Here is a 22,417-nt window from a genome sequence, read left to right on the forward strand (position 1 = left end):
ATTGCTTCGCTATTGTTCTTGTTGTTTTTTTTATTCTTATTATAGGTGGCTCATTCTCCCGAATGCATGAGGCCCATCCGGCCTACAAGTAACAAGCGGATTCTTTTGGAAGCTGGGTGAGGCAGTTATTGAGTTGCGGTTACGCTTGCCGGTGTTGTCCTCGCTTTCGCGATCTTTTTATTTTCCGGCCACCCCGCAGGGTGCTCATCTGGCCACTAAAAAGGCCCCTCTCCAAAAAAATCAGTTTGCTTTACCCCGGTTGTTTTTATTATCAGGGTGTTTTGTTGTTCTTATTGTTATGGGTTTTTATTTTTATTGTGCGGTTCATATAGCACGCAGTGTGCCAGTTTTAATAAATGCTTTAAAAACAATCAGATAGGTAAAATCGATGTAATTGGAAGGGCGATACGGGGGTAACACACCAAAAAAGTGTTACCGATGGTGGGGTGCCGTAGGGGGAGGTGTTACCGTTACGGGGAGGCGGTAACAGTTTTGTGGGTGGCCTCGGCAGGGGCCCGGTAACAAAGAGAGGGGAGGCGGCTGCAGTGTTCGTTGCCCGTGTGCCTGGTATCTGCCTTCAGATGCTCTGGGTGCTTTTTTTACGCGGAATGCCCAAGCGCTGGCGGCGCTCCCACAGGCATTTTCGGCTAATCCCCAGTTTTTGCGCGAGTTCGGTTTCGGTCATGCTCTCCTGATGCTCCAGTACAAAGTGCTGGAAGTAATCCTCCAGCGACAGCTCCTCATGAGCGTTGCTGGACTGGGGGGCCGCCACCACACTGCCCAGGGGGATCTCATCGTCGATGTTGCGCGGCGGGCGAGCTGTACGGTCGGTGGTTGCGGACTCATACTCTATGTCCAGCAGGTCGTGACTAATAAGGCCATCTTCCGCCAGGATTACGGCCCGCTCAATGGCGTTTTCGAGTTCTCGAACATTTCCCGGCCAGGGGTAGCCCGCGATCGCTTGCAGAGCTTGTGGGCTATAGATATGAGGTTCTTTACCCATTTTGCTGCAGGTTCGTTGAAGCAGTTTTTCTGCGATTTCGATCACGTCGTTACCGCGTTCGCGTAGCGCGGGCAGCTTCAATTGCATCACGTTGAGGCGATAGTACAGGTCCTCCCTGAACTCGCCAACCTTAGCCAGCGCCTTGAGGTCGCGGTGGGTTGCGGCGATAAGACGGACGTCTACCTTGTGGCTGTGTACCGAGCCTACCCTGCGGATCTCCCCCTCCTGCAGTACGCGCAGGAGGCGGGCTTGGGCTTCCAGGGGGAGCTCGCCAATCTCATCCAGAAAAAGGGTACCACCGTCGGCGGCCTCAACCAGTCCGTTGCGCGCACTGGTAGCGCCTGTAAACGCTCCCTTTTCGTGACCGAACAGCTCTGACTCAATCAGTGTTTCAGGGATGGCGGCACAGTTAACGGAGATCAGTGGGGCGCTGGTGCGCCGGCTTTCGCGATGCAGCGCGCGGGCGACAAGCTCTTTACCGGTGCCGGACTCTCCCAGAATCAGTACCGTGGTATCGGTAGGGGCGACTTTACTGATGCGTTTGAACAGCTCCAGCATCGCTGGGCACTTGCCGATAATTGTGCTGCCCTGGGCCGAAGCGGCAGGGGAGCCCGCTTTGGGCTCCAGAGCCTCGGTTTCTATGCGCTGCTGGTGCTCGCTGGTGATGCGTTTAACGGCCAGTAGCATCTCCTGATGGTCGAATGGCTTGGCAATGTAGTCCACGGCGCCCATTTTCATCGAATCGACAGCGGAGCGCAGGCTGGCGTAGCTGGTCATGATCAGTACCGGTGTGCCATTGGCGTGCTTGATCATGTCGGTGCCGGGCTCGCCCGGAAGGCGCAGGTCGCTGATGATCAATGCGAGTTCCTGAAGGTTGTTATTTTCCAGGGCCTCCTGGACAGAGCCGGCTTCACGCACCTGATAGTCATTGCGCTCAAGAAGGCGCCGCAGGGCGGAGCGAATAATGGGTTCATCTTCGACGATCAAGATTGGCTGCATGGAAAACCTGTGTGAATCTCTTAGCTAGAGTGAGAAGAATCGAAGCCCTGTTGGTATCGTGGTAAGGTGATGTGGATGCAGGTACCGCGATCGCTTTCGCTGTCAATTGGACTGACCACCTCTATCTTACCAAAATGTTCCTCAATAATACTGTATACCAAAGCTAAACCCAGACCGGTTCCCTTGCCAGGGTCTTTGGTTGTGACGAAAGGCTCGAACAGCGTGTCGCGAATAGCGCTTGGAATACCGCTGCCTTGATCGCTAACAGAGAGCGTTAGTGTGTGCTCGCTGGCACTGCTGGCGATCGTTATTTTGCTGTTGGGCGGTGAGGCGTCGCGGGCATTGCTGAGCAGGTTAACAAAAACCTGCAGCAGGCGCTGCCCATCGCCACTGGCCATAAGTTCGCTCCCCACCAGGTTGTCATACTCAATCCCCTGCTCCTTGCGACTGAGCGATAGCAGGTCGACGGCCTCGTTGACGGTGATGTACATGTTGACCGGGTCGCCAGGTGCGGTTTGTTGATGGTTGGTCCCGCTATGGGAGAAGTTCACCAGCGATTGTACGATGCGCGTCACGCGCTGGGTTTGTCCCAGTACTTGCTGTGCCATCTCGCGAAAATCCTCTCTTTCGGATTCCTCGCGCATCTCCTGTGCCAGGCAGGCGATGCCGGTGATGGGGTTGCCGATCTCGTGGGCGACGCCTGCGGCGAGGCGGCCAATCGAGGCGAGGCGTTCGCTGTGGACCAGCTTTTCTTCCAGCACTTTGGTATCGGTCAGGTCTTCGAGTAATACGATGGTACCGCTGCGCATAGCCTGGGGCGTGCTGATAGCCGCTTTGTGCAGGCTGATCCAGCGGTGCTCACCGTCGACTTCGATCTCATGTTTGTAGAGGTGGGGGGCGCGGTCCTCGACGAAGCGTTGCAGTAATTCACGCCAGGGGGGCGGTATATCACTGAGCCGAGAGCCGACGATCTCGACCGATTCGATCTCGGTAATGCGCTCCATGGCCCGGTTCCACATCAAGATCTCCTGGTCTTCACCGAGTGAGCAGACTGCCATCGGCAGGCTTTTAAGGGTTTCTCGATGGTAGCGCCGCAGCCCGTCGAGCTCGGCTGCCATGCCGGTGAGCTGGAGATGATAGTCCTCCAGCCTGCTCTCCATAAAGTGAATGTCCTCGGTAACGTACTCTGCGACGCCCTCTTTATACGGTAAGAAATTGTCTACGATCTCCTGGGCTACGCTGGGTCCCATCAACCCTGATAGGTTGGCCTGAACCCGGTCCCGCAGGCGCCGCAGGGCGTAGGGGCGCTTTTCGTTGTAACCCAGTCCGAGATCCCGCAGGGCCTGGTTAACCTCCCGTTGCGCAATGCGGGCCCCCAGGGGTTTACCCAGTTGTTGCTGGAACTCCAATGGGGTTGTGATGCTCAGTTCGCGTCGGTGGGGGCGGTTCATCGCATCCACGGCGCAGGCGGCGGCAGCGCTGATCTCTTCATCCGAGCTGCGGGTCAACATGGATACCGTGATAAACACCAGACTGTTAAGGCTGAGGGAGATAATCGCAGCCATGTTCCAGGTGTCGACATCAATGACCAGGGCATAGTCCAGCAGGGGCAGCAGGATCTGTTGGCTACCAGTAATCAGCGGGATCAACATCGTGGTCGCCCACACCGCCCCCCCCGCGAAGAGCCCCGCGAGAAACCCCTGGCGGTTAGCCGTAGGCCAATAGAGGGTCGCCAAAACACCGGGCAGAAACTGTAAGGTACCGACAAAGGCAACCACCGCCAGGTTGGACAGGTCCTGGTAGCCCTCGAGCAGGCGGTAGAACCCATAGCTGGCAAGGATGATGGTGCTAATTAGAATGCGGCGGGTCCAGCCCAGCCAACTGTAGATATTGCCCTTGGCGCTGGGTTGGTAGAAGGGTAGCACCAGGTGGTTGAGTACCATGGCCGAGAGCGCCAGTGTTGTTACGATGATAAGGCCACTAGAGGCGGATAGTCCCGCGACATAGGCTAGCAGGGTCATCAGGGCACTCTCTGCGCTGATGCCGATGCCGATGGTAAAGTATTCGGGGTTGGTCGGTGTGTTCAGTAGCAAGCCGCTGGCGAGAATCGGGATCACGCAAAAGCTCAGTACCAGTAGTAGCAGCGGCATGCCCCAGCTGGCGCTAAGTAGTGAGCGTCGATTCAGGTTTTCGGTAAAGATCATGTGAAACATGTGGGGCATGGTGACGGCGGAGGCAAAGAATACCAGCAGCAAGGTTCGCCAGGGGCCACCCTCCAGGGACTGCTGAAACGCCGGCATCAGCTCCTGGTTTTGCTCAAGCCATTGCTCTAGGCCTTCGGGTCCATCGAAGAATTGGTATATCGCCATAATGCTGATGGTCACCATCGCGATCAGCTTGACCACGGATTCGAAGGCGATCGCAAATACCAGCCCCTCGTGCCGCTCTCGCGAGGAGGTGTGTCGAGCTCCAAACAGAATCGAAAACAGGATCATCAGTCCACAAAAACCGAGCGCCAGGAGTTCGGGGGAGCGGTAGTTGGAGATCAGCTGCATCGCATCGGTCACGGCCTGAATCTGCAGTGCCAGCAGAGGGAGAATGGCGATGACCATTAGCCCGGTGCTGAGGGTTCCCGCCCATGAGCTGCGAAAACGGAAGGCAAAGATATCGGCGAGCGATCCCAGCTGGTAGGTGCGGGTGATCTTGAGGATCGGTGCCAACAGTACCGGAGCAAGAAAGAAAGCACCGCAGATACCAAGGTAATATGCGAGAAATACCATGCCATAGTTGTGGGCAAAGCCGACGGTGCCGTAGATGGCCCACGCGCTGGCATAGACACCCAGTGACAGTACGTAGGTCAGGGGGTGGCGCACAATACGGCTGGGAATCACTCCCCGTTCGGTAATCCAGGCGATAAGGAACAGGCAGGCGAGATACCCCAGGGTAACCAGCAGCAGGGTGCTGACCTCAAAGTTCATCGGGGCCTCGCTGACGCTGCAGGAGCAGGCAGACGATAATCAGGATTAGCCACAGGATCCAGGGCGCGTACCAATCCACCGAGGAGCGGATCCACCAGTCCATGATCGCAGGCGAGAACAGGTAAATGCCGATAACAAGCAGGGTTACCAGGCGATAGATGTACATAGGGGCTCTCTGGCGTCCGGGGTGGAGACGATGGTACTCAAGCTGTACCTAAACATCAAAGGGCGGCGTTACCGCCGTGACCGAAACCTCAACCAGTGGGGGCACCGTCGCGATTGACCAATGCTCTATCGCCCACTGGAGCAACTCGTCGAGACGGGCGTCGCGCAACTCAGGGTATGGCTCTTGCCCCAGCAGCTCCAGCGCAAAATACAGTAGGGGGCGAGGGTCGCCTGTTGGGAGGGGGCGAGCAAAATTTTGTTTGCTGAGCTTGCGGCCGCTGGAGTTTACCAGCACGGGGATGTGGCCGTAACTTGCCGCTTTAAAATCCAGCAGTTGCTGTAAGTGGATTTGGCGGGGGGTGGAATCTATCAGGTCAACGCCGCGCACGACGTGGGTGATGCCTTGCCATGCGTCATCGGCTGCCGCTGCAAGCTGGTAGGCCACCAGGTCATCTTTGCGCCAGATAACGTAGTCTCCCGAATCGGCCGCAAGATCATAGTGTTGAACTCCCTGAATGCGATCAATGAAACTGGTCGGGGTGTTATCGCAGCGCACCCGGATGGCGCAGGCTCCGGTTCCCGACGTTCCGTTTCGGCATAGTCCTGGGTAGCGGCCATGATAAGCCGCTAGCTGTTTGCGTGAACAGTTACAGGGGTAGGCTAGGCTGCGCCGAAGGAGTTGGTCTCGCAAGTCGCGGTAGCGTTCGGTATGAAGTGACTGGTAGTGGGTGCTTCCATCCCAGTGCAGGCCATAGTGTTCAAGGGTGCGCTGGATCTGATCGCTAGCGCCGGCCTGCTCCCGCGGGGGATCAATATCGTCAATACGCAGTAGCCAGCTGCCTTTTTGGGCGCGGGCATCCAGATAGCTCGCAACCGCAGCCAGCAGGGAGCCAAAATGCAGTAAACCGGTAGGGGATGGGGCAAAACGCCCGACGTAGGAAGGATCAGCCATGGCTGGATGGGGTCGTCTTTACGTCGAAAGTGCGACCCCGGTAGGGCATTTAGGTGCCCAGTTGTTTTTCCTTGATCTCGGCCAGAGTCTTGCAATCGATGCACTGGGTCGCAGTTGGACGCGCCTCCAGCCGACGGATGCCGATCTCAACGCCGCAGGAATCACAGTAGCCATAGTCGTCGTCTTCGATGGCCTGCAGGGTTTTTTCAATTTTCTTGATCAGCTTACGCTCGCGATCCCTTGTGCGCAGCTCGAGGCTGAACTCCTCCTCCTGGCTGGCGCGGTCGGCCGGGTCCGGAAAGTTGGCAGCTTCATCCTGCATATGGTTAACCGTACGATCCACCTCCTCCATCAACTCCAGTTTCCAGGTATTGAGGATGCGGGTGAAATGAGCTGTCTGCGACTCATTCATGTACTCCTCACCCTTTTTTTCTTTATAGGGTTCGAAGCTACGGATCATATTGGTGGTCTTTTTCTGTGCTGGCATACTCTCAGCCTCTACATAAATAGCTATCTTTTTGCAGGTGGAATTACGCGATTGACCGGTGACGTAGGATCCATCTACTCGCAAGAGCGGAGAAACTACCAGAACAGTGAACTCTGCGCTAGCCAATTAATAAAAAAATACCCCCTTCATTGGAGGTCAGTCAAAATCTGCGCGAATTTTCACACAATTTGGGGCTTAATGTGCTGGCAGCTACCGGCGTGCGGTCGGCTTTGAGATCGGCCCAATCAAATCGATTAGGATATACAGGCAGTAATGAACTACCCACCGTTAATAGAGGGGCGCCTGCTGCGCCGTTATAAGCGTTTTTTGGCCGATGTGGAAACCGCTGAGGGTGGTTGCCTTACGGTCCATTGCCCGAATACCGGCTCGATGAAAAATTGCGCAGCGCCAGGAAGCCGGGTCTGGTATTGGGATTCTGGCAACTCCCAGCGAAAGTACCCTCATACCTGGGAGTTGGTGGAAACCACGCTGGATGAGGGCGGAGGGGGTTCCATAGCGGGGCTGGCCGGAGTGAATACCGCGCGCCCCAACCATCTGGCCCGCGAGGCCATTGAGTCGGGGTGTCTGGTCGAGCTTCAGGGCTATAGCGAGATTTTGCGCGAGGTCGCCTATGGTAAAGAGCGCAGCCGCATCGACCTCCTGTTACGGGCTAGTGACCGTGCTGACTGCTATGTTGAGGTCAAGAGTGTCACCCTGGCGGTGGGGTCGGGCGTTGGCCTGTTCCCCGATTCTGTGAGTGCCCGGGGAGCTAAGCATCTACGTGAGTTGATGGCCGTGGTAAAGGCGGGATATCGTGGGGTTCTGTTGTATGTGGTGCCCCATACCGCGATCGAGCGGGTGGCCCCGGCCCATGAGATAGACCCTGAGTATGCGGCGACCTTGCGCCAGGCGTTGGCCTGCGGAGTAGAGGTGATCGCTTACGGGGCTAACATTAGCCTCGACGCGATCACATTGGAGCGCCGCTTGATGTTCAGCGACGACGTTCGTGTTTTCGATAAACGGGAGTCAATATGAAGATGGGATGGTTCACCTTTGGTGTGGGGGTGGTATTGATGTTAACGGGCTGCGTCTCCCGGCCGCCGATTATCGTTGCCGGTGAGGAGCAGTTACAGCAGTGGCAAGCGCCACTTAATCGCGAGGCGCCAGGGTTGGGGAATATCTGGTCATACCCTCGGGAGCAGTGGATTGAGCCGAAAGCGCTGGTGCACGCGATCAGCCAGACAGATTACCTGATGTTGGGGGAAAAACACGATAACCCGGACCATCACCGAATTCAGTGGTACCTACTGGATCAGCTTGGCCAGCAGAAGCGGCTGGGGATGTTGACGCTGGAGATGCTGAAACAGGGTCAGCAGCCCCTGGTTGATAGTGCCGCGCAGCTGGAACACCCAGACCTGTCCGAGCTGAAGCAGCATCTTCGTTGGGATCAGGTGCGGGGCTGGGACTGGCATTTTTATGGTCCGCTGATGCTGCTGGCGCTCGAGCAGGGTGCTCCTTTGCGTGCAGGGAATCTGGATGCCGGACGTATTAAGGAGATCTACGCGCAACAGGACTCGGGTGCTCCGTTATTAGCAAGCCAACAACAAGCCCGGGTGCAAGGTCAGTTGGAAAAGCAGATTATTGCTTCCCATTGTGGTCAGGCGGAGGGGGATCATTTGCAGGCGATGGTGCGGGTTCAGCAGCACCGCGACCAGAGTATGGCTGAGGCGATAATGGCCCCCGATGCCGTATCGGTGCTGGTGGCAGGAGCCTATCACGTTCGGCGGGACCTCGGGGTTCCTCTCTACCTGCAGCGTCTGCAGCCCGATGCCAAGCTGATCTCCCTGGCGATGGTAGAGCTTTCGGACGCCTCCGATGGCGGTGTGGGTGATGCGGTTGAGCGGTTGCGGGGGATTTATGATTATCTTTGGTTTACGCCCAAAATGCCTCGGCCCGATTATTGTGCCGATTGGGCCAAGCATTCACGGGGTGGCTAAGACCGGGTGTAAGTGCTTACTTCTTTTCATTGGGCGGGGGAGTGCCGGTCTGGCAGGAGCATTGACCGGCCTGTCCATGGCTCCCGCGATCTACCGTGGCTGTGTATGATCGCTCCCGCCGTCCATGGCTCCCTCGATCTACCGTGGTTGTGTATGATCGCTCTCGCCGTCCATGGCTCCCGCGATCTACCGTGGCTGTGTATGATCGCTCTCGCCGTCCATGGCTCCCGCGATCTACCGTGGTTGCATATGATCGCTCCCGCCGTCCATGGCTCCCGCGATCTACCGTGGTTGCATATGATCGCTCCCGCCGTCCATGGCTCCCGCGATCTACCGTACATCCTGTACATAAAAAAGCCCCTCTCCTGGGGGAGAGGGGCAAACCGTGGTTTAGCCTGATGAGGAGATAACCCGAACAGGATTGCTAGATCGTCCTGCTCAGCTTATCCGGTTGTCTTGCGACAACCGCATGCAAATAATAATCATTCTCATTTGAGGAGTCAAGCAGTTTCCTGAAAACGTCATCGCATGCAGTGACCTCCTAGTGGTCGCTGCATGTCTCGCATTCGAGCAGCTTTTTATTCAAGGCTGTGATCGTGCGAGCCATCTGCTCAATCAGCGTCGAACAGATGCGGGGGTGTGTTTGCATCAGGTCAACAAACTGATCCTTAGGGACGGTCATGACCGTACTGTTTTCGCTGGCGATAACCGAAGCGCTGCGTTTTTCACCGGTAAAGACGGCCATCGCACCAAAGACTTCGTCTTTAAAGACCTCTCCTACCTTGACGCCTTTAACCTGGGCTTCGGCGTGACCACTCATAATAATGTACACGTGGTCTGCATCTTCCCCCTCGCGAATAATGGCTTCGCCCTTGCGTACGTGCATGAAGCCCGTGGCGGGGTGTGCCTTGGCGTGGCTATTACGCGCCAAGGCGTCCGCAAAGAGTGCGGAGTGGCCAAGTATGTAGCGGGTAAAGAGCTGCTGGCGCTCCTCATCCTGGTGAATGTGGCGGAAGGTTTCCTGACGATCGTAGGGCACGAGAATGGAGCTTTGGGCGATCGAATAGGTGCAGGGGGGGAGGCCCAGGCCCTGGCGCAGGCCAATCAGGTCTCCGTCCTGGAGATAAAACAGCGCTCGACCCTCAATCTCTGCGTGCACGACTCCCTGCTGTACATGGTACAGGCGGTCACGACTATGTTGCAGGTAAAGGTTTTCAACGTTACTGAACTCAACGGGATCGTCGATTGGGGTGAGCCCCGCAAGCATCTGGCCAGGTATCGCTTGCAGGCTCTCGATCAGATTGTCGATATAGGGAGGATGTTCGCCCAGCAAATACATATAGGTATGTCCATCGTACGTTTGGACGATCAACGATAGGCCAAATATTGGGCGAGTTAAAGGGGTGCTGTGTGCGCTAGGTCTTATTTTTGCCCGTCACTCTCGGCTTGCTCGACCAGATGCTCCTTGAGTGATGGGTCCAATTTGTTCCAGTGGGCGTTGATCAGCGCGCCTTCAAGTGCATAGAGGAGCACTTTGGATACTTTGAAACCACGGGTCTTGATCTTACGGTACGCCTCAACGGATCCGATCTCTTCCAGTTTCTCTTTATCGCGGATACCCACCGCATTGAGCCATTGAACCGAGGTTTTTCCCAGGTTCTTCATTTCGATCAGGTTTGTTGACATCGCTTGCAATCCTTTTTACGCGCCAATGGTGGCGCGCTCGCCGGTGAGTCTGGTGAAGTGGGTGAACGGAAGCTGTTCACCCACTAATAATAGACGACCTGCGTTAAATGCAAGGGGGACTTTGATTCCCGGTTTAGTGCTGGTCGAAGCGCTGGCGAATTCGTGCTACCAAAGAATCAACGCTATCCTGGTCGTCGGTTTTGACCAGTTTGCGATAATGCATCTCCTGTTCGGTAAGGGGCTCGCTACTTTTCAGCTGTTGCTCTAGCACGTCCAGATTGGCTTCGGAGGCGTCGCCACCTTCGTCTGCACGGGTTTGAATCCAGCGGCGAATGTTGTCCAGCTCCGCTTCGCAGCTAAGGATCAGGAATGGAACTCCCTGCTCTTCGACAGCGTCGTGAATCTGCTGGCGCTGGTGTTGTTTCAGGTAGGTGGCGTCAACTACCACGCTGAAGCCATAGCTCAAAATCTCTACGCAGAGCCCGGTAAGGTGGTCGTAGGTTTGCTGGGTAGCTTCAGTAGAATAGATGTTGGCGTTGAGTTCGCTTTCCGATGAGGCTTCCGGGGCCAGTCCGAACAGACGTTTTCTCTCCACGTCAGACCGTACCCGAATGATGCGCAGGCCGTCGATGAGTTTGTTACCCGCGGTGCTCTTTCCTGATCCGGAGAGGCCATGGGTAATGGCTGCGAAGCGGAAGGGGACGCAGGTGTAACTCTCTGCAAGCTCGGCGTACTTGCGATACTCTGCCAGCAATGCCTCGCGGCCAGATGCGTCGGCGCCCTGCATCATAAACAGCGATACTTTGGCGCGCACCATGGCGCGGTAGGATTTGTAAAAATTGAGCAGCGCCAGCGATTGGTAATCACCGCTGATCTCCAGATACCGGTTCAAGCAGTGGTTCGCCAGTTGCGGTTCTCCCCTCGCCTCGAGGTCCATAATAAGGAATGCCGTATCGGCGCAGACGTCGGTCCAGCGAAACGCCTCGTTGAACTCGATGCAGTCAAACAGGGTCACCTGCTGATTGAAGAGGGTGATGTTGCCAAGGTGAGCGTCGCCGTGACAGGCGCGAATAAAGCCCTGTGCCTTACGCTGGGAAAAGAGTTCGTTAAGGCGTTGGAAGCTGTCTTCGGCCCAGCCCTGCAGTAGGTCCAGCTGGCGTAAATCGTTGGTGTTATCCCCTAACAGGGGGCGGATCTGCTCAAAATTCTGGCTAACGGGAGCCATGACCTGCGCAGGGGTACCAAATTCGCTGGTGGGAGCGGCAATCTCTATGTCAGCGTGAAAGTGGGCCAAAATTTCGCCCAGTCGATCGATGTGCCCAACGTTGAGTTCGCCGCGCTCATGCAGTTCGCTGAGGAGCTGCCCCGTTGGAAACTGATGCATCCGTACCACATACTCGAAAGGCTCTCCGCTGGCTTGGAACGAGGGGGACTGGGCGCTGCCATAGAGGGGTAATACGGTGTCGTAGATCTCGGGGGCAAGGCGCCGGTTGAGGGAGACCTCTGCTTCACAAAACGCTTTGCGCGCGCTTAACGAGGTGAAGTTGAGAAAGCCGAAGTCTACAGGCTTCTTGATCTTGTAGGCATAAGGGCCGGTAAGCAGTACCCAGGAGATATGGGTCTCGATCAGTTCGAACGAGTCAACCGGGTGGTCAAAGAGGGCAGGGCGGGAAAGTGCCTCGATCAGGGGGTTGCTCACAGCAGCTCCTTGGTTTTGGATTCAGAATAAGGCCGACTATTATGGCGATTTTGATTCAATAGTAAATGTAGCACTCAGTACGCAGTGGTAGCTGGGTTATAATTTGCCGCCTATGTCCAGACCTACTACCCCGCGCCGCAGGCGAAAACGCCAGAAAAACGCTGGCTCCCGCAAAAAACTGATCCTATCAACGCTGTTCAAGCTGTCGCTGGTGATGGCAGTGGTCGGTTTCTTTGTGCTTGCTTATCTTGATGCCGCAGTGGTGAGCCGCTTTGAAGGGAAAAAGTGGGCGATACCCGCCAAGGTTTACGCCAGCCCTCTTGAGCTTTATGCGGGTGCCCTGCTTGATGCCGATGGCGCTTTGGAACAGCTAAAACTGCTTGGGTATCAGGCGGTAGCGCAGGTGCGTCGGGCTGGGCAGGTGTCGCGTTCGGGGGATCGAATTGAGCTCTACAGCCGAGGCTTTCGTTTCCCCGATGGTCGCGAACCGTCGCAGCGGCTAGTGGTTGAGTTTTCCGGGGGGCGAGTAGCGTCTCTGCGCAGCGCAGCGGGGACCGATGTGGGGGTGGTGCGCATGGAACCCCTCCTGATCGGGGGTATCTACCCGGCTAATAACGAAGATCGCTTGTTGGTGAAGCTGTCGCAACTCCCTTCAACCCTGATACCTGCCCTGCTGGCAGTGGAGGATAGAAGCTTTTACCAGCATGCAGGCGTCTCACCCAAATCGATCGCGCGGGCCCTGATGGTTAACCTGAGTGCGGGGGGGGTGCGGCAGGGAGGCAGCACCCTTACGCAGCAGCTCGTGAAGAATTTCTACCTGAGTGGCGAGCGTTCATTGTGGCGCAAGGGTATCGAAGCGCTGATGGCGTTATTGCTGGAGTTTCACTACAGCAAGGATGAGATACTCGAAACCTACATTAACGAAATCTATCTGGGGCAGCAGGGCAGTCGCGCTATCCATGGATTTGGTCTGGCCAGCGAATTCTATTTCGGTCAGCCGGTAGCGGAACTGTCGCTTGAACGTGCAGCCCTGCTGGTGGGGCTGGTTAAAGGCGCTTCCTATTACGACCCGCGACGTCATCCTGAGCGAGCCAGGGCGCGGCGCAACCTGGTGATCGATCAGCTGGTTAAACAGGGAGGCGCCACGGCAGCTCAGGGAGAGCGCGCCAAGAGGATGCCGCTTGGTGTCATTAGCCGCCCGGGTGGCCAGGGGAACCTCTATACCGCTTACCTCGATTTGGTAAAGCGCCAACTACGAAGAGATTATCGTGAGCAGGACCTGACGTCGGAAGGGTTAAAAATTTTTACCAGTCTCTCCCCTTTGGCGCAGCGCAGGGCTCAGCGAAGCCTGCAGCGCACGCTATCCCGCGTCGCACCCGGTGATGAAAAAACCGAGGGCGCTATCGTCGTTACCTCCCCGGTAACAGGGGAGGTGCTGGCGTTGGTGGGCGGCCGTAAAGCCGGTTATGCTGGATTTAATCGCGCGCTGGATGCGGTACGTCCTATCGGCTCCCTGATCAAGCCGGCGGTTTATCTGGCCGCACTGGAACAACCCCGCCGCTACAGTTTGATCACCCCGCTCGACGATGGAGATTTCAGCGTAGCCCTGTCGCGAGATGACGTGTGGCAACCGCAGAATTTTGATCACAAGGGACACGGTATGGTGCCCCTGCATGAAGCGTTGTCTCGTTCCTACAATCAGGCCGCGGCTCGTTTGGGTATGGAGATCGGTGTTCCTGCGGTGCAGGAGGTATTGCGTCGGTTAGGGGTGCTTCGCCCCTTGACCGATTATCCGGCGCTTATTCTGGGGGCAGCTTCAATGTCTCCCATCGAGGTGGCAACGATATACCAGACCATTGCATCAAATGGTTTTGAAGTACCCCTGCGGTCTATTCGTGCAGTGGTGACCGGCGGAGGAGATCCTCTTAGCCGTTATCCGCTGGCGGTACAGCAGCAGTTTTCTCCGGCCGCGGTCCATCTTATCCAGTATGGGCTGATGGAGGTAATGAGAGAGGGTACGGGGCGTTCAGCCTACCGTTATTTGCCCAACAATTTGCGCATAGCGGGAAAGACCGGCACTACAAATGATTTGCGTGACAGCTGGTTTGCCGGCTACAGCGCCGACCGTCTGGCGGTGGTATGGCTGGGGCGGGATGACAACCGGTCCACGCAGCTAACCGGCAGCAGTGGTGCATTGAGAGTATGGAGCGACTATATGGCGCAGGGAAGCAGGGAGTCCCTGCGGCCCACCGAGATAGAGGGTATTGATTATGTTTGGGTCGAGCCCGATACGGGGAAGCGCAGTGGAGCAGGCTGTGCCGGAGCACGATATATGCCATTTATAACCGGCAGCGAACCCTCATCCAGCAGCATCTGCCGGATACAGGGGCCTGTGGTAGACTGGTTCCGTACCTGGTTCGACTGAGTGTTTGTGTGAGGGTGTTTGTGATTCCGAAATGGGTTGTGGGAGCTTGTAAAGTTCTGGGTGTATCCCTGGGTGCCATACTGGTGGGCTGCGCATCCCGCCCCGAGTACTATTATGTGCCCGAGCAGGACCCCGGTCGCGAGTTGGTGCCCCAGATTGAAACCGATCGTAGCGCGACCCCTGATGCGCCGTCACCCGAGGCTGGTGATACCTATTCCTATGTTGATCCTGCTCCGGGGGCGTTGGCCCAGCGGCCAGCGGGGGTAATACAGCTGGTGTCTTTGTCGGAGCAGCAGCTATCGGCTGCCCAGTTTGATGCCGCCGCCGCGTCCCTGGAGCGGGCGCTGAGAATCGCCCCCGATGATGCCGATCTTTACTATCGCTTGGGGTCTGTGCGTTTGCAGCAGGGGCAATTTGCCCAGGCCGAACAGCTTGCCCGCAGAGGACTTTCTATCGTGCATGATACCGAGCAGCGAGCACAGTTACAGCGTTTGATCGAACAGGCCCAAATCCGGGCGAGAGGATAGTGATGACTGCCATTGAGTTAACCCGGTTACTGGATAGATTAGAAGAGGAGATGCAGGCGTTGCAGTTGTGGCAGGGGGTACCGCCTGCGGCAGAGGCCTTTGCCAGTCAGGAGCCTTTTTGCATCGATACGATGGGGTTTGATCAGTGGTTGCAGTGGGTTTTTGTGGCTCGTTTGCGTGCCATGATCGAGGCTAGGGCCTCATTACCAACGCGCAGTGAGTTGTGCCCTCTGGCTGATGAGTTTTTTAAGGGGCGGGCGAGTGAAAGTGCCCCGTTACTCGAAGTGATCGCACAGATCGACCGCCTGCTAACCCGTGCTTGAGAAACCGGATTAGTTGCAGTAGGTATCAATCGCCTCGTCGGCCTGCCTGACTTTCTGCTGTTTCTCCTCGTCGGACAGTACGCGGTAGGTACCGTCGTCTTGTAGCAATTTGATGCGGTTTTTTAGGGTCAGTTGAACCTTATTTTCCCGTGCCGTGTCGCAATTTTTTTTGCGAGTCTCTTCCGCAGCGGCCAGATTCTGCTCGAACCCCTCTGCCTCCAGTTTGTCTTCAGTCCTAGCCGCCGCTTCGTTTGGTTCGTTCGCACTGGGAATTGAAGGGGTGATGCCCGACGGGGATCGCGAGCTGCCCCGCTCTATCTGAACGCTGGGCCTGCCCTCGGGTGGAGTGGCTGAATAGTGGGTCAGACCGTTGTCGTCGACCCATTTGTAATAGGTTGCTGCGTGAGCCGAGCTCATGGTCAGGAGTGCCGAGAAAATTATGAGGCAGGCTTTTTTCATCTGAGTGCTTCCACTGGTCAAATTCCTTGTGAGATTCCTACTATATACCTTTGCTCATTTGCTGTGTAGTTGAAGGCGCTAAAGCCCTTTCACTCTGTGATTTGGGCACGCTTTTGGCCGAGCGTTGACTTATAGTAGTGAAGTTAGAATAATGCCCCTTCGAGAAAGACTCACACCTGCAGGCTAAGCGTTTAGGTCGTGAGCTCCTGACCTATCAGATCCAGCGCTGTTACCCTCGGCAAAGGATTCTCCCGAGACGCGTTACCACGCGCTGGGTTGCAGCGGTCCGCGACAAACGGAACGCATAGACAATCTAGCTTTAAAGTAGCTGAAGGCCCTTAGGGCGAGTTGGTTTGGCTACTGGGGCAGGACGACAAAGCAAACAGGCGCTGGCTGAGCAAGCCGGGCCGGTTGTTTTTGTGGTTCTGTATCCGGTGTGGTGGTGTGCTCTATCCAGTTTCGTGCGGATGTAGTAGGCCGTATAGTCAATTTTCGCAGTAAATTCAGGACCACTCCCGGCAGTGGTCTGCACACTTTTAGGGGAATATTGTGGAGCTTTTATCTGGCGCAGAAATGGTAGTGCGCTCCCTTGCGGATGAAGGGGTTGAATATATTTACGGGTACCCCGGTGGTGCCCTTTTGCATGTTTATGATGCTATTTTCAGGCAGGATGCGGTGACTCATATCCTGGTGAGGCATGAGCAGGCCGCCACCCATATGGCGGATGGTTATGCTCGCGCCAGCGGCCAACCCGGAGTGGTGCTGGTCACCTCCGGCCCCGGTGCGACCAATACCATTACCGGTATTGCCACCGCCTATATGGATTCTATTCCGATGGTTATTCTGTCGGGGCAGGTGCCTTCTGACTTTATCGGTACAGATATGTTTCAGGAGACGGATATGGTGGGTATCTCCCGCCCGATCGTGAAGCATAGCTTCCTGGTCAAGCGAGCCGAAGATATTCCGGAAACCATCAAGAAAGCCTTCTATATCGCCCAGACAGGCCGGCCTGGTCCGGTGGTGGTCGATATACCTAAAGACATTACCAATCCTGCGGATAAATTTGAGTATCAATATCCCAAAAAGATAAAAATGCGCTCCTACAATCCAGCCAATCGCGGACACAGCGGGCAGATTCGAAAAGCGCTGGATCTTCTTTTAAGTGCCAAACGCCCGGTTATTTACAGTGGGGGTGGCGTGGTAACCGGTGGTGCTGCGCAGGAGCTTACCGAGCTGACTCGCCTGCTCAATTTTCCAATCACCAACACCTTGATGGGGTTGGGTGGGTTTCCGGGCTCGGATCAGCAGTTTTTGGGTATGCTGGGCATGCACGGTAGTTATACGGCGAACCTTGCGATGCACCATGCCGACGTTATTTTGGCCATCGGTGCTCGCTTTGATGATCGTGTGACCAACGGTATTGGCAAGTTCTGTCCGGGTGCAAAGGTGATACATATCGATGTTGACCCCACCAGTATTTCCAAAAACATTGTTGCCGATATTCCGATTGTGGGACCGGTTGATAGCGTGCTGCGGGATATGCTCAAGCAGCTGAAAGAGGAGAAGCGCGCTGCCGACGCTGACGCAATCGCGAGCTGGTGGAAGCAGGTGAACGAGTGGCGCTCCAGCAAAGGGACCTTCCCTTACGATGCCGGTGACGGGGTGATTATCAAGCCTCAGAAGGCGGTTGAGACTCTGTATGAGGTCACCAAGGATATGGATGTTTACGTCACCTCCGACGTGGGCCAGCATCAGATGTTTGGTGCGCAGTACTACAAGTTTGATAAGCCGCGCCGCTGGATCAACTCGGGTGGTTTGGGCACGATGGGTTTCGGCTTCCCGGCCGCAAACGGAATCAAGCTCCATTACCCTGATGCCGAAGTGGCCTGTATTACCGGGGAGGGCAGTATCCAGATGAATATTCAGGAGCTCTCTACCTGTCTGCAATACGACCTGCCGGTGAAGATCATTAACTTGAATAATCAGGTGCTGGGAATGGTTCGCCAATGGCAGGAGATGCAGTACGAAGGGCGTTACTCGCACTCTTATATGGACTCGCTGCCGGATTTCAAAAAACTGGTTGAAGCATATGGACACGTCGGTATGCGCATAGAAAAGTTGGCAGACCTGAAACCGGCCATGGAGGAAGCGTTTGCGATGAAGGATCGTTTGGTCTTTATGGATATCGCGGTGGATTCATCTGAGCATGTTTATCCGATGCAGATTAAAGACGGTTCCATGCGTGACATGTGGTTGAGTAAAACGGAGCGAACCTGATGCGACATATTATTTCTGTATTGATGGAAAACGAGCCGGGTGCTCTGTCTCGCATTGTGGGATTGTTTGCCCAGCGTAATTACAATATTGAGAGTCTCAACGTTGCGCCGACGGAGGACCCCACATTGTCCCGGCTGACCCTGACCACCGTGGGTGAGGATCAGAAGATCGAACAGATCACCAAGCAGCTGAACAAGCTGGTCGATGTGGTAAAGGTTGTCGATCTTACCGAGGGCGCGCACATTGAGCGTGAGATGATGTTGGTGAAGGTGAAGGCCGGGGGTGCCCAGCGGGCAGAGGTGAAGCGCACCACTGACATTTTCCGCGGCCAGATTGTAGATGTCACCAGCTCAATATATACCCTTCAGCTTACCGGTGATGGGGATAAGCTTGATGCCTTTATCCAGGCGATAGGCCCTGCCATCATTGTAGAGGTTGTGCGCACCGGGGTTTCCGGGATAGCACGCGGCGAGAAGGTGTTGAGTCTTTAAATAGGAGCTGTTGGCGCCTTGTGCGCCATACACAAAAAAGCCCGGCCATTGCCGGGCTTTTTTGTAGGTTGCAAGCGCTTATACGATACGTTTCATATCGGTCATGTAAGCGCGCAGCTTGTTGCCAATTACTTCTACACCGTGGCTACGGATCTCCTGGTTGATATCAACCAGTTGGCGATTATCAACACTGTTGCTGGTTACGGCCATGCCAGAACCGATAACGTCCGTATCTACGGTCTGCATGAAATCCTTGAGTAGTGGTACACAGGCGTTCGCGAACAGGTAGTTGCCGTACTCGGCGGTATCGGAGATAACGACGTTCATTTCGTACAGCTTCTTGCGTGCGACTGTGTTGGCGATCAGTGGTAGCTCGTGCAGCGACTCGTAGTAGGCGGATTCAGCGATGATGCCGGAGCTGGTCATCGCCTCAAAGGCCAGTTCAACGCCAGCTTTTACCATGGCGATCATAAGGATGCCGTTGTCGTAGTACTCTTGCTCGTCGATCTCAACATCGCCGGCGGGGGTATTTTCGAACGCAGTGTCCTGAGTGGCGGCACGCCATCCGAGCAGATCGGCGTCGTCGTTGGCCCAGTCAGCCATCATGGTAGAGGAGAAGTGACCGCTTACTACGTCGTCCATATGCTTATTGTAGAGTGGGCGCATCAGGTCCTTGAGTTCAACGGAGAGCTCGTAGGCGCGGATTTTAGCCGGGTTGCTGAGGCGATCCATCATATTGGTTATGCCGCCCAGCTTCAGGCCTTCAGTAATAACTTCCCAGCCGTACTGGATTAGCTTGGAGGCATAGCCTGCATCGATCCCCTTCTCGATCATACGATCGAAGCAAAGCAGGGAGCCAGCTTGCAGCATTCCGCACAGGATGGTTTGCTCGCCGACAAGGTCGGATTTCACCTCGGCGATAAAGGAAGATTCCAATACGCCGGCACGATGGCCGCCGGTGCCGGCAGCGTAGGCTTTCGCGATCTCCATGCCGTCGCCGTTTGGATCGTTTTCGCGGTGCACTGCGATCAGGGTTGGAACCCCAAAACCGCGCTTGTACTCTTCGCGCACTTCGGTGCCGGGGCATTTCGGTGCAACCATCACTACGGTGATGTCATCGCGAATTTTTGTGCCCTCTTCAACAATGTTGAAGCCGTGGGAGTAGGCCAGGGTGGCGCCTTTTTTCATCAGCGGGACAACCTGTTTTACAACGGATGTGTGCTGTTTGTCAGGGGTCAGGTTAAGTACCAGGTCGGCGGTTGGGATCAGGTCCTCGTAGGTACCGACCGTGAATCCGTTTTCTGAGGCATTTTTCCAGGACTGGCGCTTCTCGGCGATAGCCGCTTCGCGCAGTGCATAGGAAACGTCCAGGCCACTGTCCCGCAGGTTCAGACCCTGGTTGAGGCCCTGGGCGCCGCAGCCTACGACAACCAGCTTCCAGCCTTTGATCTTGCTGACACCCTGGTCAAACTCTTCGCGTTGCATAAAACGGCATTTGCCGAGCTCTTCAAGCTGGATGCGCAGTGGCAGGGTATTGAAATAGTTCATTCGATATCTCCGAATCGGTAGTGCGCCTCGTGGGCGCTGGGAAGTCTGGGTTGTTGCGGTGTGTGGCTACTGGCAACAATGGCGCCACCCTAACGGATTTCTTGTGTTGCGTAAAATGAATTATATGGAATACTTTATTGCATAAAACGAAATGCTAAGAGGCACGCATGAATAGAGTCGCGTTAGAACAGTTTCTGGTGTTAAGCGAGTCCTTGCACTTCTCCCGGGCGAGCGAGCTTTGCCATGTCAGCCCTTCCACCCTGAGTCGGGTGGTGCAGCGGCTGGAGTCAGAGGTGGGGGTGCCGCTTTTTTATCGGGATAATCGTTCGGTGGCGTTAACCGCGGCGGGGCGGGAGTTTCAGCACTATGCGCGGGAAGTGGTTGAGCGCTGGTGGCAGCTTAAGGAGCGAGTAAAGGAGAGTGGGCCTCTTGAGGGGGAGCTCAGCTTATATTGCTCGGTGACGGCGAGCTATCGTTTCTTGCCGGAGTTGCTGAGTGAATTTCGGCGGCGTCACCCCGGGGTAGAGATAAAGCTGCGCACTGGTGATGCGGCTCTATCATTGCCCAAGTTGTTGGGGGGGGAGGCGGATTTAGTGATCGCGGCGAGGCCCGCCGAGCTGAACGCGGATGTGGAGTTTCAACGAATTAGCGAAACCCCGCTGCAACTCATTGCTCCGTTGGTAGAGGGGGGGGTGTCCAGTAGCTTGGAGGTAGGAAAGCCCTGGTATGAACTTCCGTTGGTGCAGGCCGAGAGTGGGGTGGCGAGGATGCACCTCGATAGATGGTTCGTGGAGCAGGGTATTAAGCCTGATGTCTATGCTACGGTTGCGGGGAATGAGGCGATTGTGGCTATGGTAAATCTGGGGTGTGGGGTCGGTGTGGTGCCGGAGCTGGTGTTGCAAAATAGCCCGGTTGCTGAGCGGGTAAAAGTGCTCGCAATTGAGTTGCGACTGCCGCCATTCGAGATCGGGCTCTGCGTGCGTGGGCGCTCGTTGCAAAAACCGGCCGTTAAAGCGTTGTGGTCGATTGCTGAAAGTGTGTGTCGGTAGTAGCGAATGGGCGTGCCCCCGCACAGGACATTTATACAGATGCTGTTTATAATGCTGCAATGTTTTTTGTGAGTACTAAAAGTAATGACTGACGATACGAAAGTGACGCCGTTAAAGGGGGCTGGTGAGGAAGCGGATGCTACCCCTGTCGATTCGGTCGAGTCTGCGGAAAGCCTGCTGATTGATGAACATGTTGAAGAGGTGGCTGAAAATGGCCGCCGGGTACAGCATCGAGGCGTGTACCTGTTGCCCAACCTGTTTACGACGGCGGCCCTGTTTTGTGGTTTTTATGCGGTGATCGCCGCTACGAAGGGCGCGTTTGAGCCGGCGGCGGTTGCCATATTTGTGGCAATGGTGCTGGACGGACTTGATGGTCGTGTAGCGAGATTGACGAATACTCAGAGCGCCTTTGGTGCAGAGTATGACAGTCTTGCGGATATGGTGTCTTTTGGCGTGGCTCCTGCGGTTGTTGCATACAGTTGGGCGTTGGAGGATTTGGGGAAGCTGGGTTGGGTCGTGGCCTTCATCTATGTTGCGGGAGCCGCATTGCGTTTGGCTCGCTTCAACACCCAGATTGAGTCGGCAGACAAACGGTTTTTCACGGGGCTTCCAAGCCCGGCGGCAGCGGCAGTTGTTGCTGGAATGGTGTGGTCCTTTAGCGAGTTTGGGGGCGACAGTTCGTTGTGGTTCTCGCTGATGGCGATGGTCGTCACGGCGGCGGCGGGTGTCATGATGGTGACCAACATACGCTTCCATAGTTTTAAGGACCTGGACCTTAAAGGGCGAGTGCCCTTCGTATTTATTCTTTTGGTGGTGCTGGTATTTGCTATTGTGGCCTATGATCCACCGCGGGTGTTATGGGGCGTGTTTTTGATCTACACCCTTTCAGGTCCTGTTATGGCGGTAATGAATTTAGGCCGCGGGCAGTCCCGGGAAGTCGCAGAGGATTGATGTGGCGGTTTTGTACGCTATACAGAGAGGGCGCCCAGTGGGCGCCCTCTCTGTTTTTGTGGTCGCTATTTTTAGCTATATACGCAAACGGTTTTACTCTGGCTGGCTAATTGCGAAATGTTCTTTGTTATCGGGAGCGTTACTGCGCGCGGGTGACTATCTTTGACTGTCCGGGGTGTTGTTCGTGGTGTGCATAGGGTGTCGTAAGGACTCCTCTAAAAAGAGACTTGACGATGGTGCCGATCGCTATATAATGCGCCTCCTTCTCGACGACAAGGCACCGCTCAGGCGGGGGATATCTGGAGTTGAGAAGAACTTTTAAGGGTGTGTTGACAGCGATATTGAACGCTGTAGAACGCGCGCCTCGTTGCCCGGGAAGCTTTGTTAAAAAGCGTTTTCAG

General features: G+C 55.7%; 19 protein-coding genes. 9 read left to right on the top strand and 10 right to left on the bottom strand.

The features are described 5' to 3' along the window. Positions 1-577: 577 nt before the first annotated feature. Genes ACP3PW_RS06550 through dksA form a run of 5 tightly spaced genes read right to left on the bottom strand, consistent with a single transcriptional unit; the run spans position 578 to position 6,584 of the window. Entirely contained in the window at positions 578-2,002 is a 1,425-nt protein-coding gene (locus ACP3PW_RS06550) for a sigma-54-dependent transcriptional regulator (protein WP_426415870.1), read from the bottom strand. 20 nt (positions 2,003-2,022) lie between these two features. Next, positions 2,023-4,980 carry an ATP-binding protein gene (locus ACP3PW_RS06555; RefSeq protein ID WP_426415871.1) on the bottom strand — a complete coding sequence of 986 codons (2,958 nt, stop codon included), beginning with the start codon at positions 4,978-4,980 and terminating at the stop codon, positions 2,023-2,025. Next, a complete protein-coding gene (locus tag ACP3PW_RS06560; RefSeq protein ID WP_426415872.1) occupies positions 4,970-5,146 on the bottom strand; it encodes a hypothetical protein in 177 nt (58 codons plus the stop codon). The genes ACP3PW_RS06555 and ACP3PW_RS06560 overlap by 11 nt, the downstream gene beginning before the upstream one ends. A gap of 48 nt (positions 5,147-5,194) precedes the next feature. Then, positions 5,195-6,097: a tRNA glutamyl-Q(34) synthetase GluQRS gene (gluQRS, locus tag ACP3PW_RS06565; RefSeq protein WP_426415873.1), complete on the bottom strand. Its 903-nt coding sequence runs from the start codon at positions 6,095-6,097 to the stop codon at positions 5,195-5,197. 49 nt (positions 6,098-6,146) lie between these two features. After that, positions 6,147-6,584 (bottom strand): RNA polymerase-binding protein DksA, encoded by a 438-nt coding sequence (dksA, locus tag ACP3PW_RS06570; RefSeq protein WP_426415874.1) that lies wholly within the window; start codon positions 6,582-6,584, stop codon positions 6,147-6,149. A 273-nt stretch (positions 6,585-6,857) separates the two neighbouring features. Here dksA and sfsA point away from each other — a divergent pair, with 273 nt between their 5' ends. Continuing rightward, positions 6,858-7,619 carry a DNA/RNA nuclease SfsA gene (sfsA, locus tag ACP3PW_RS06575; RefSeq protein ID WP_426415875.1) on the top strand — a complete coding sequence of 254 codons (762 nt, stop codon included), beginning with the start codon at positions 6,858-6,860 and terminating at the stop codon, positions 7,617-7,619. Beyond that, entirely contained in the window at positions 7,616-8,581 is a 966-nt protein-coding gene (locus ACP3PW_RS06580; protein WP_426415876.1) for a ChaN family lipoprotein, read from the top strand. Before sfsA ends, ACP3PW_RS06580 begins: the two co-directional genes overlap by 4 nt. A gap of 541 nt (positions 8,582-9,122) precedes the next feature. Here ACP3PW_RS06580 and ACP3PW_RS06585 read toward each other — a convergent pair. The 3 genes from ACP3PW_RS06585 to ACP3PW_RS06595 all read right to left on the bottom strand — a co-directional run bounded on the left by ACP3PW_RS06585 (position 9,123) and on the right by ACP3PW_RS06595 (position 11,966). Continuing rightward, positions 9,123-9,920: a cyclic nucleotide-binding domain-containing protein gene (locus ACP3PW_RS06585; RefSeq protein ID WP_426415877.1), complete on the bottom strand. Its 798-nt coding sequence runs from the start codon at positions 9,918-9,920 to the stop codon at positions 9,123-9,125. A gap of 83 nt (positions 9,921-10,003) precedes the next feature. Then, positions 10,004-10,267 (bottom strand): TfoX/Sxy family protein, encoded by a 264-nt coding sequence (locus ACP3PW_RS06590; protein WP_426415878.1) that lies wholly within the window; start codon positions 10,265-10,267, stop codon positions 10,004-10,006. A gap of 133 nt (positions 10,268-10,400) precedes the next feature. Then, positions 10,401-11,966, bottom strand: coding sequence for an AAA family ATPase (locus tag ACP3PW_RS06595; protein WP_426415879.1), 1,566 nt, complete (start codon positions 11,964-11,966; stop codon positions 10,401-10,403). 112 nt (positions 11,967-12,078) lie between these two features. Between ACP3PW_RS06595 and mrcB the strand changes: the two genes are divergently transcribed. From mrcB to ACP3PW_RS06610, 3 genes are read left to right on the top strand one after another with little or no spacing between them, the layout of a single operon-like run. Beyond that, a complete protein-coding gene (mrcB, locus tag ACP3PW_RS06600) occupies positions 12,079-14,391 on the top strand; it encodes a penicillin-binding protein 1B (protein WP_426415880.1) in 2,313 nt (770 codons plus the stop codon). 20 nt (positions 14,392-14,411) lie between these two features. Further along, positions 14,412-14,918 (top strand): tetratricopeptide repeat protein, encoded by a 507-nt coding sequence (locus ACP3PW_RS06605; protein WP_426415881.1) that lies wholly within the window; start codon positions 14,412-14,414, stop codon positions 14,916-14,918. A gap of 2 nt (positions 14,919-14,920) precedes the next feature. Next, positions 14,921-15,241 carry a YqcC family protein gene (locus ACP3PW_RS06610; protein WP_426415882.1) on the top strand — a complete coding sequence of 107 codons (321 nt, stop codon included), beginning with the start codon at positions 14,921-14,923 and terminating at the stop codon, positions 15,239-15,241. 9 nt (positions 15,242-15,250) lie between these two features. Here the strand turns inward: ACP3PW_RS06610 and ACP3PW_RS06615 are convergent, their stop codons facing one another. Next, positions 15,251-15,700: a DUF4124 domain-containing protein gene (locus tag ACP3PW_RS06615; RefSeq protein ID WP_426415883.1), complete on the bottom strand. Its 450-nt coding sequence runs from the start codon at positions 15,698-15,700 to the stop codon at positions 15,251-15,253. Positions 15,701-16,249: 549 nt separating this feature from the next. Here ACP3PW_RS06615 and ACP3PW_RS06620 point away from each other — a divergent pair. Continuing rightward, the gene (locus ACP3PW_RS06620; RefSeq protein ID WP_426415884.1) at positions 16,250-17,977 is read left to right on the top strand and encodes an acetolactate synthase 3 large subunit; all 1,728 of its coding nucleotides are present in this window, start codon (positions 16,250-16,252) and stop codon (positions 17,975-17,977) included. Continuing rightward, the gene (gene ilvN, locus ACP3PW_RS06625; protein WP_426415885.1) at positions 17,977-18,468 is read left to right on the top strand and encodes an acetolactate synthase small subunit; all 492 of its coding nucleotides are present in this window, start codon (positions 17,977-17,979) and stop codon (positions 18,466-18,468) included. Before ACP3PW_RS06620 ends, ilvN begins: the two co-directional genes overlap by 1 nt. Before the next feature lie 78 nt (positions 18,469-18,546). On the opposite strand, the gene ilvC is transcribed toward ilvN, so the two are convergent. Continuing rightward, entirely contained in the window at positions 18,547-20,016 is a 1,470-nt protein-coding gene (ilvC, locus tag ACP3PW_RS06630) for a ketol-acid reductoisomerase (RefSeq protein WP_426415886.1), read from the bottom strand. Positions 20,017-20,183: 167 nt separating this feature from the next. Here ilvC and ilvY point away from each other — a divergent pair, with 167 nt between their 5' ends. Then, positions 20,184-21,065, top strand: coding sequence for an HTH-type transcriptional activator IlvY (ilvY, locus tag ACP3PW_RS06635; RefSeq protein ID WP_426415887.1), 882 nt, complete (start codon positions 20,184-20,186; stop codon positions 21,063-21,065). Positions 21,066-21,149: 84 nt separating this feature from the next. After that, entirely contained in the window at positions 21,150-22,016 is an 867-nt protein-coding gene (gene pssA, locus ACP3PW_RS06640; RefSeq protein ID WP_426415888.1) for a CDP-diacylglycerol--serine O-phosphatidyltransferase, read from the top strand. The last annotated feature ends 401 nt before the right edge of the window (positions 22,017-22,417 follow it).

Source organism: Aestuariirhabdus sp. LZHN29, assembly GCF_049985285.1.
In the GTDB taxonomy this organism is placed as follows: Bacteria; Pseudomonadota; Gammaproteobacteria; order Pseudomonadales; family Aestuariirhabdaceae; genus Aestuariirhabdus.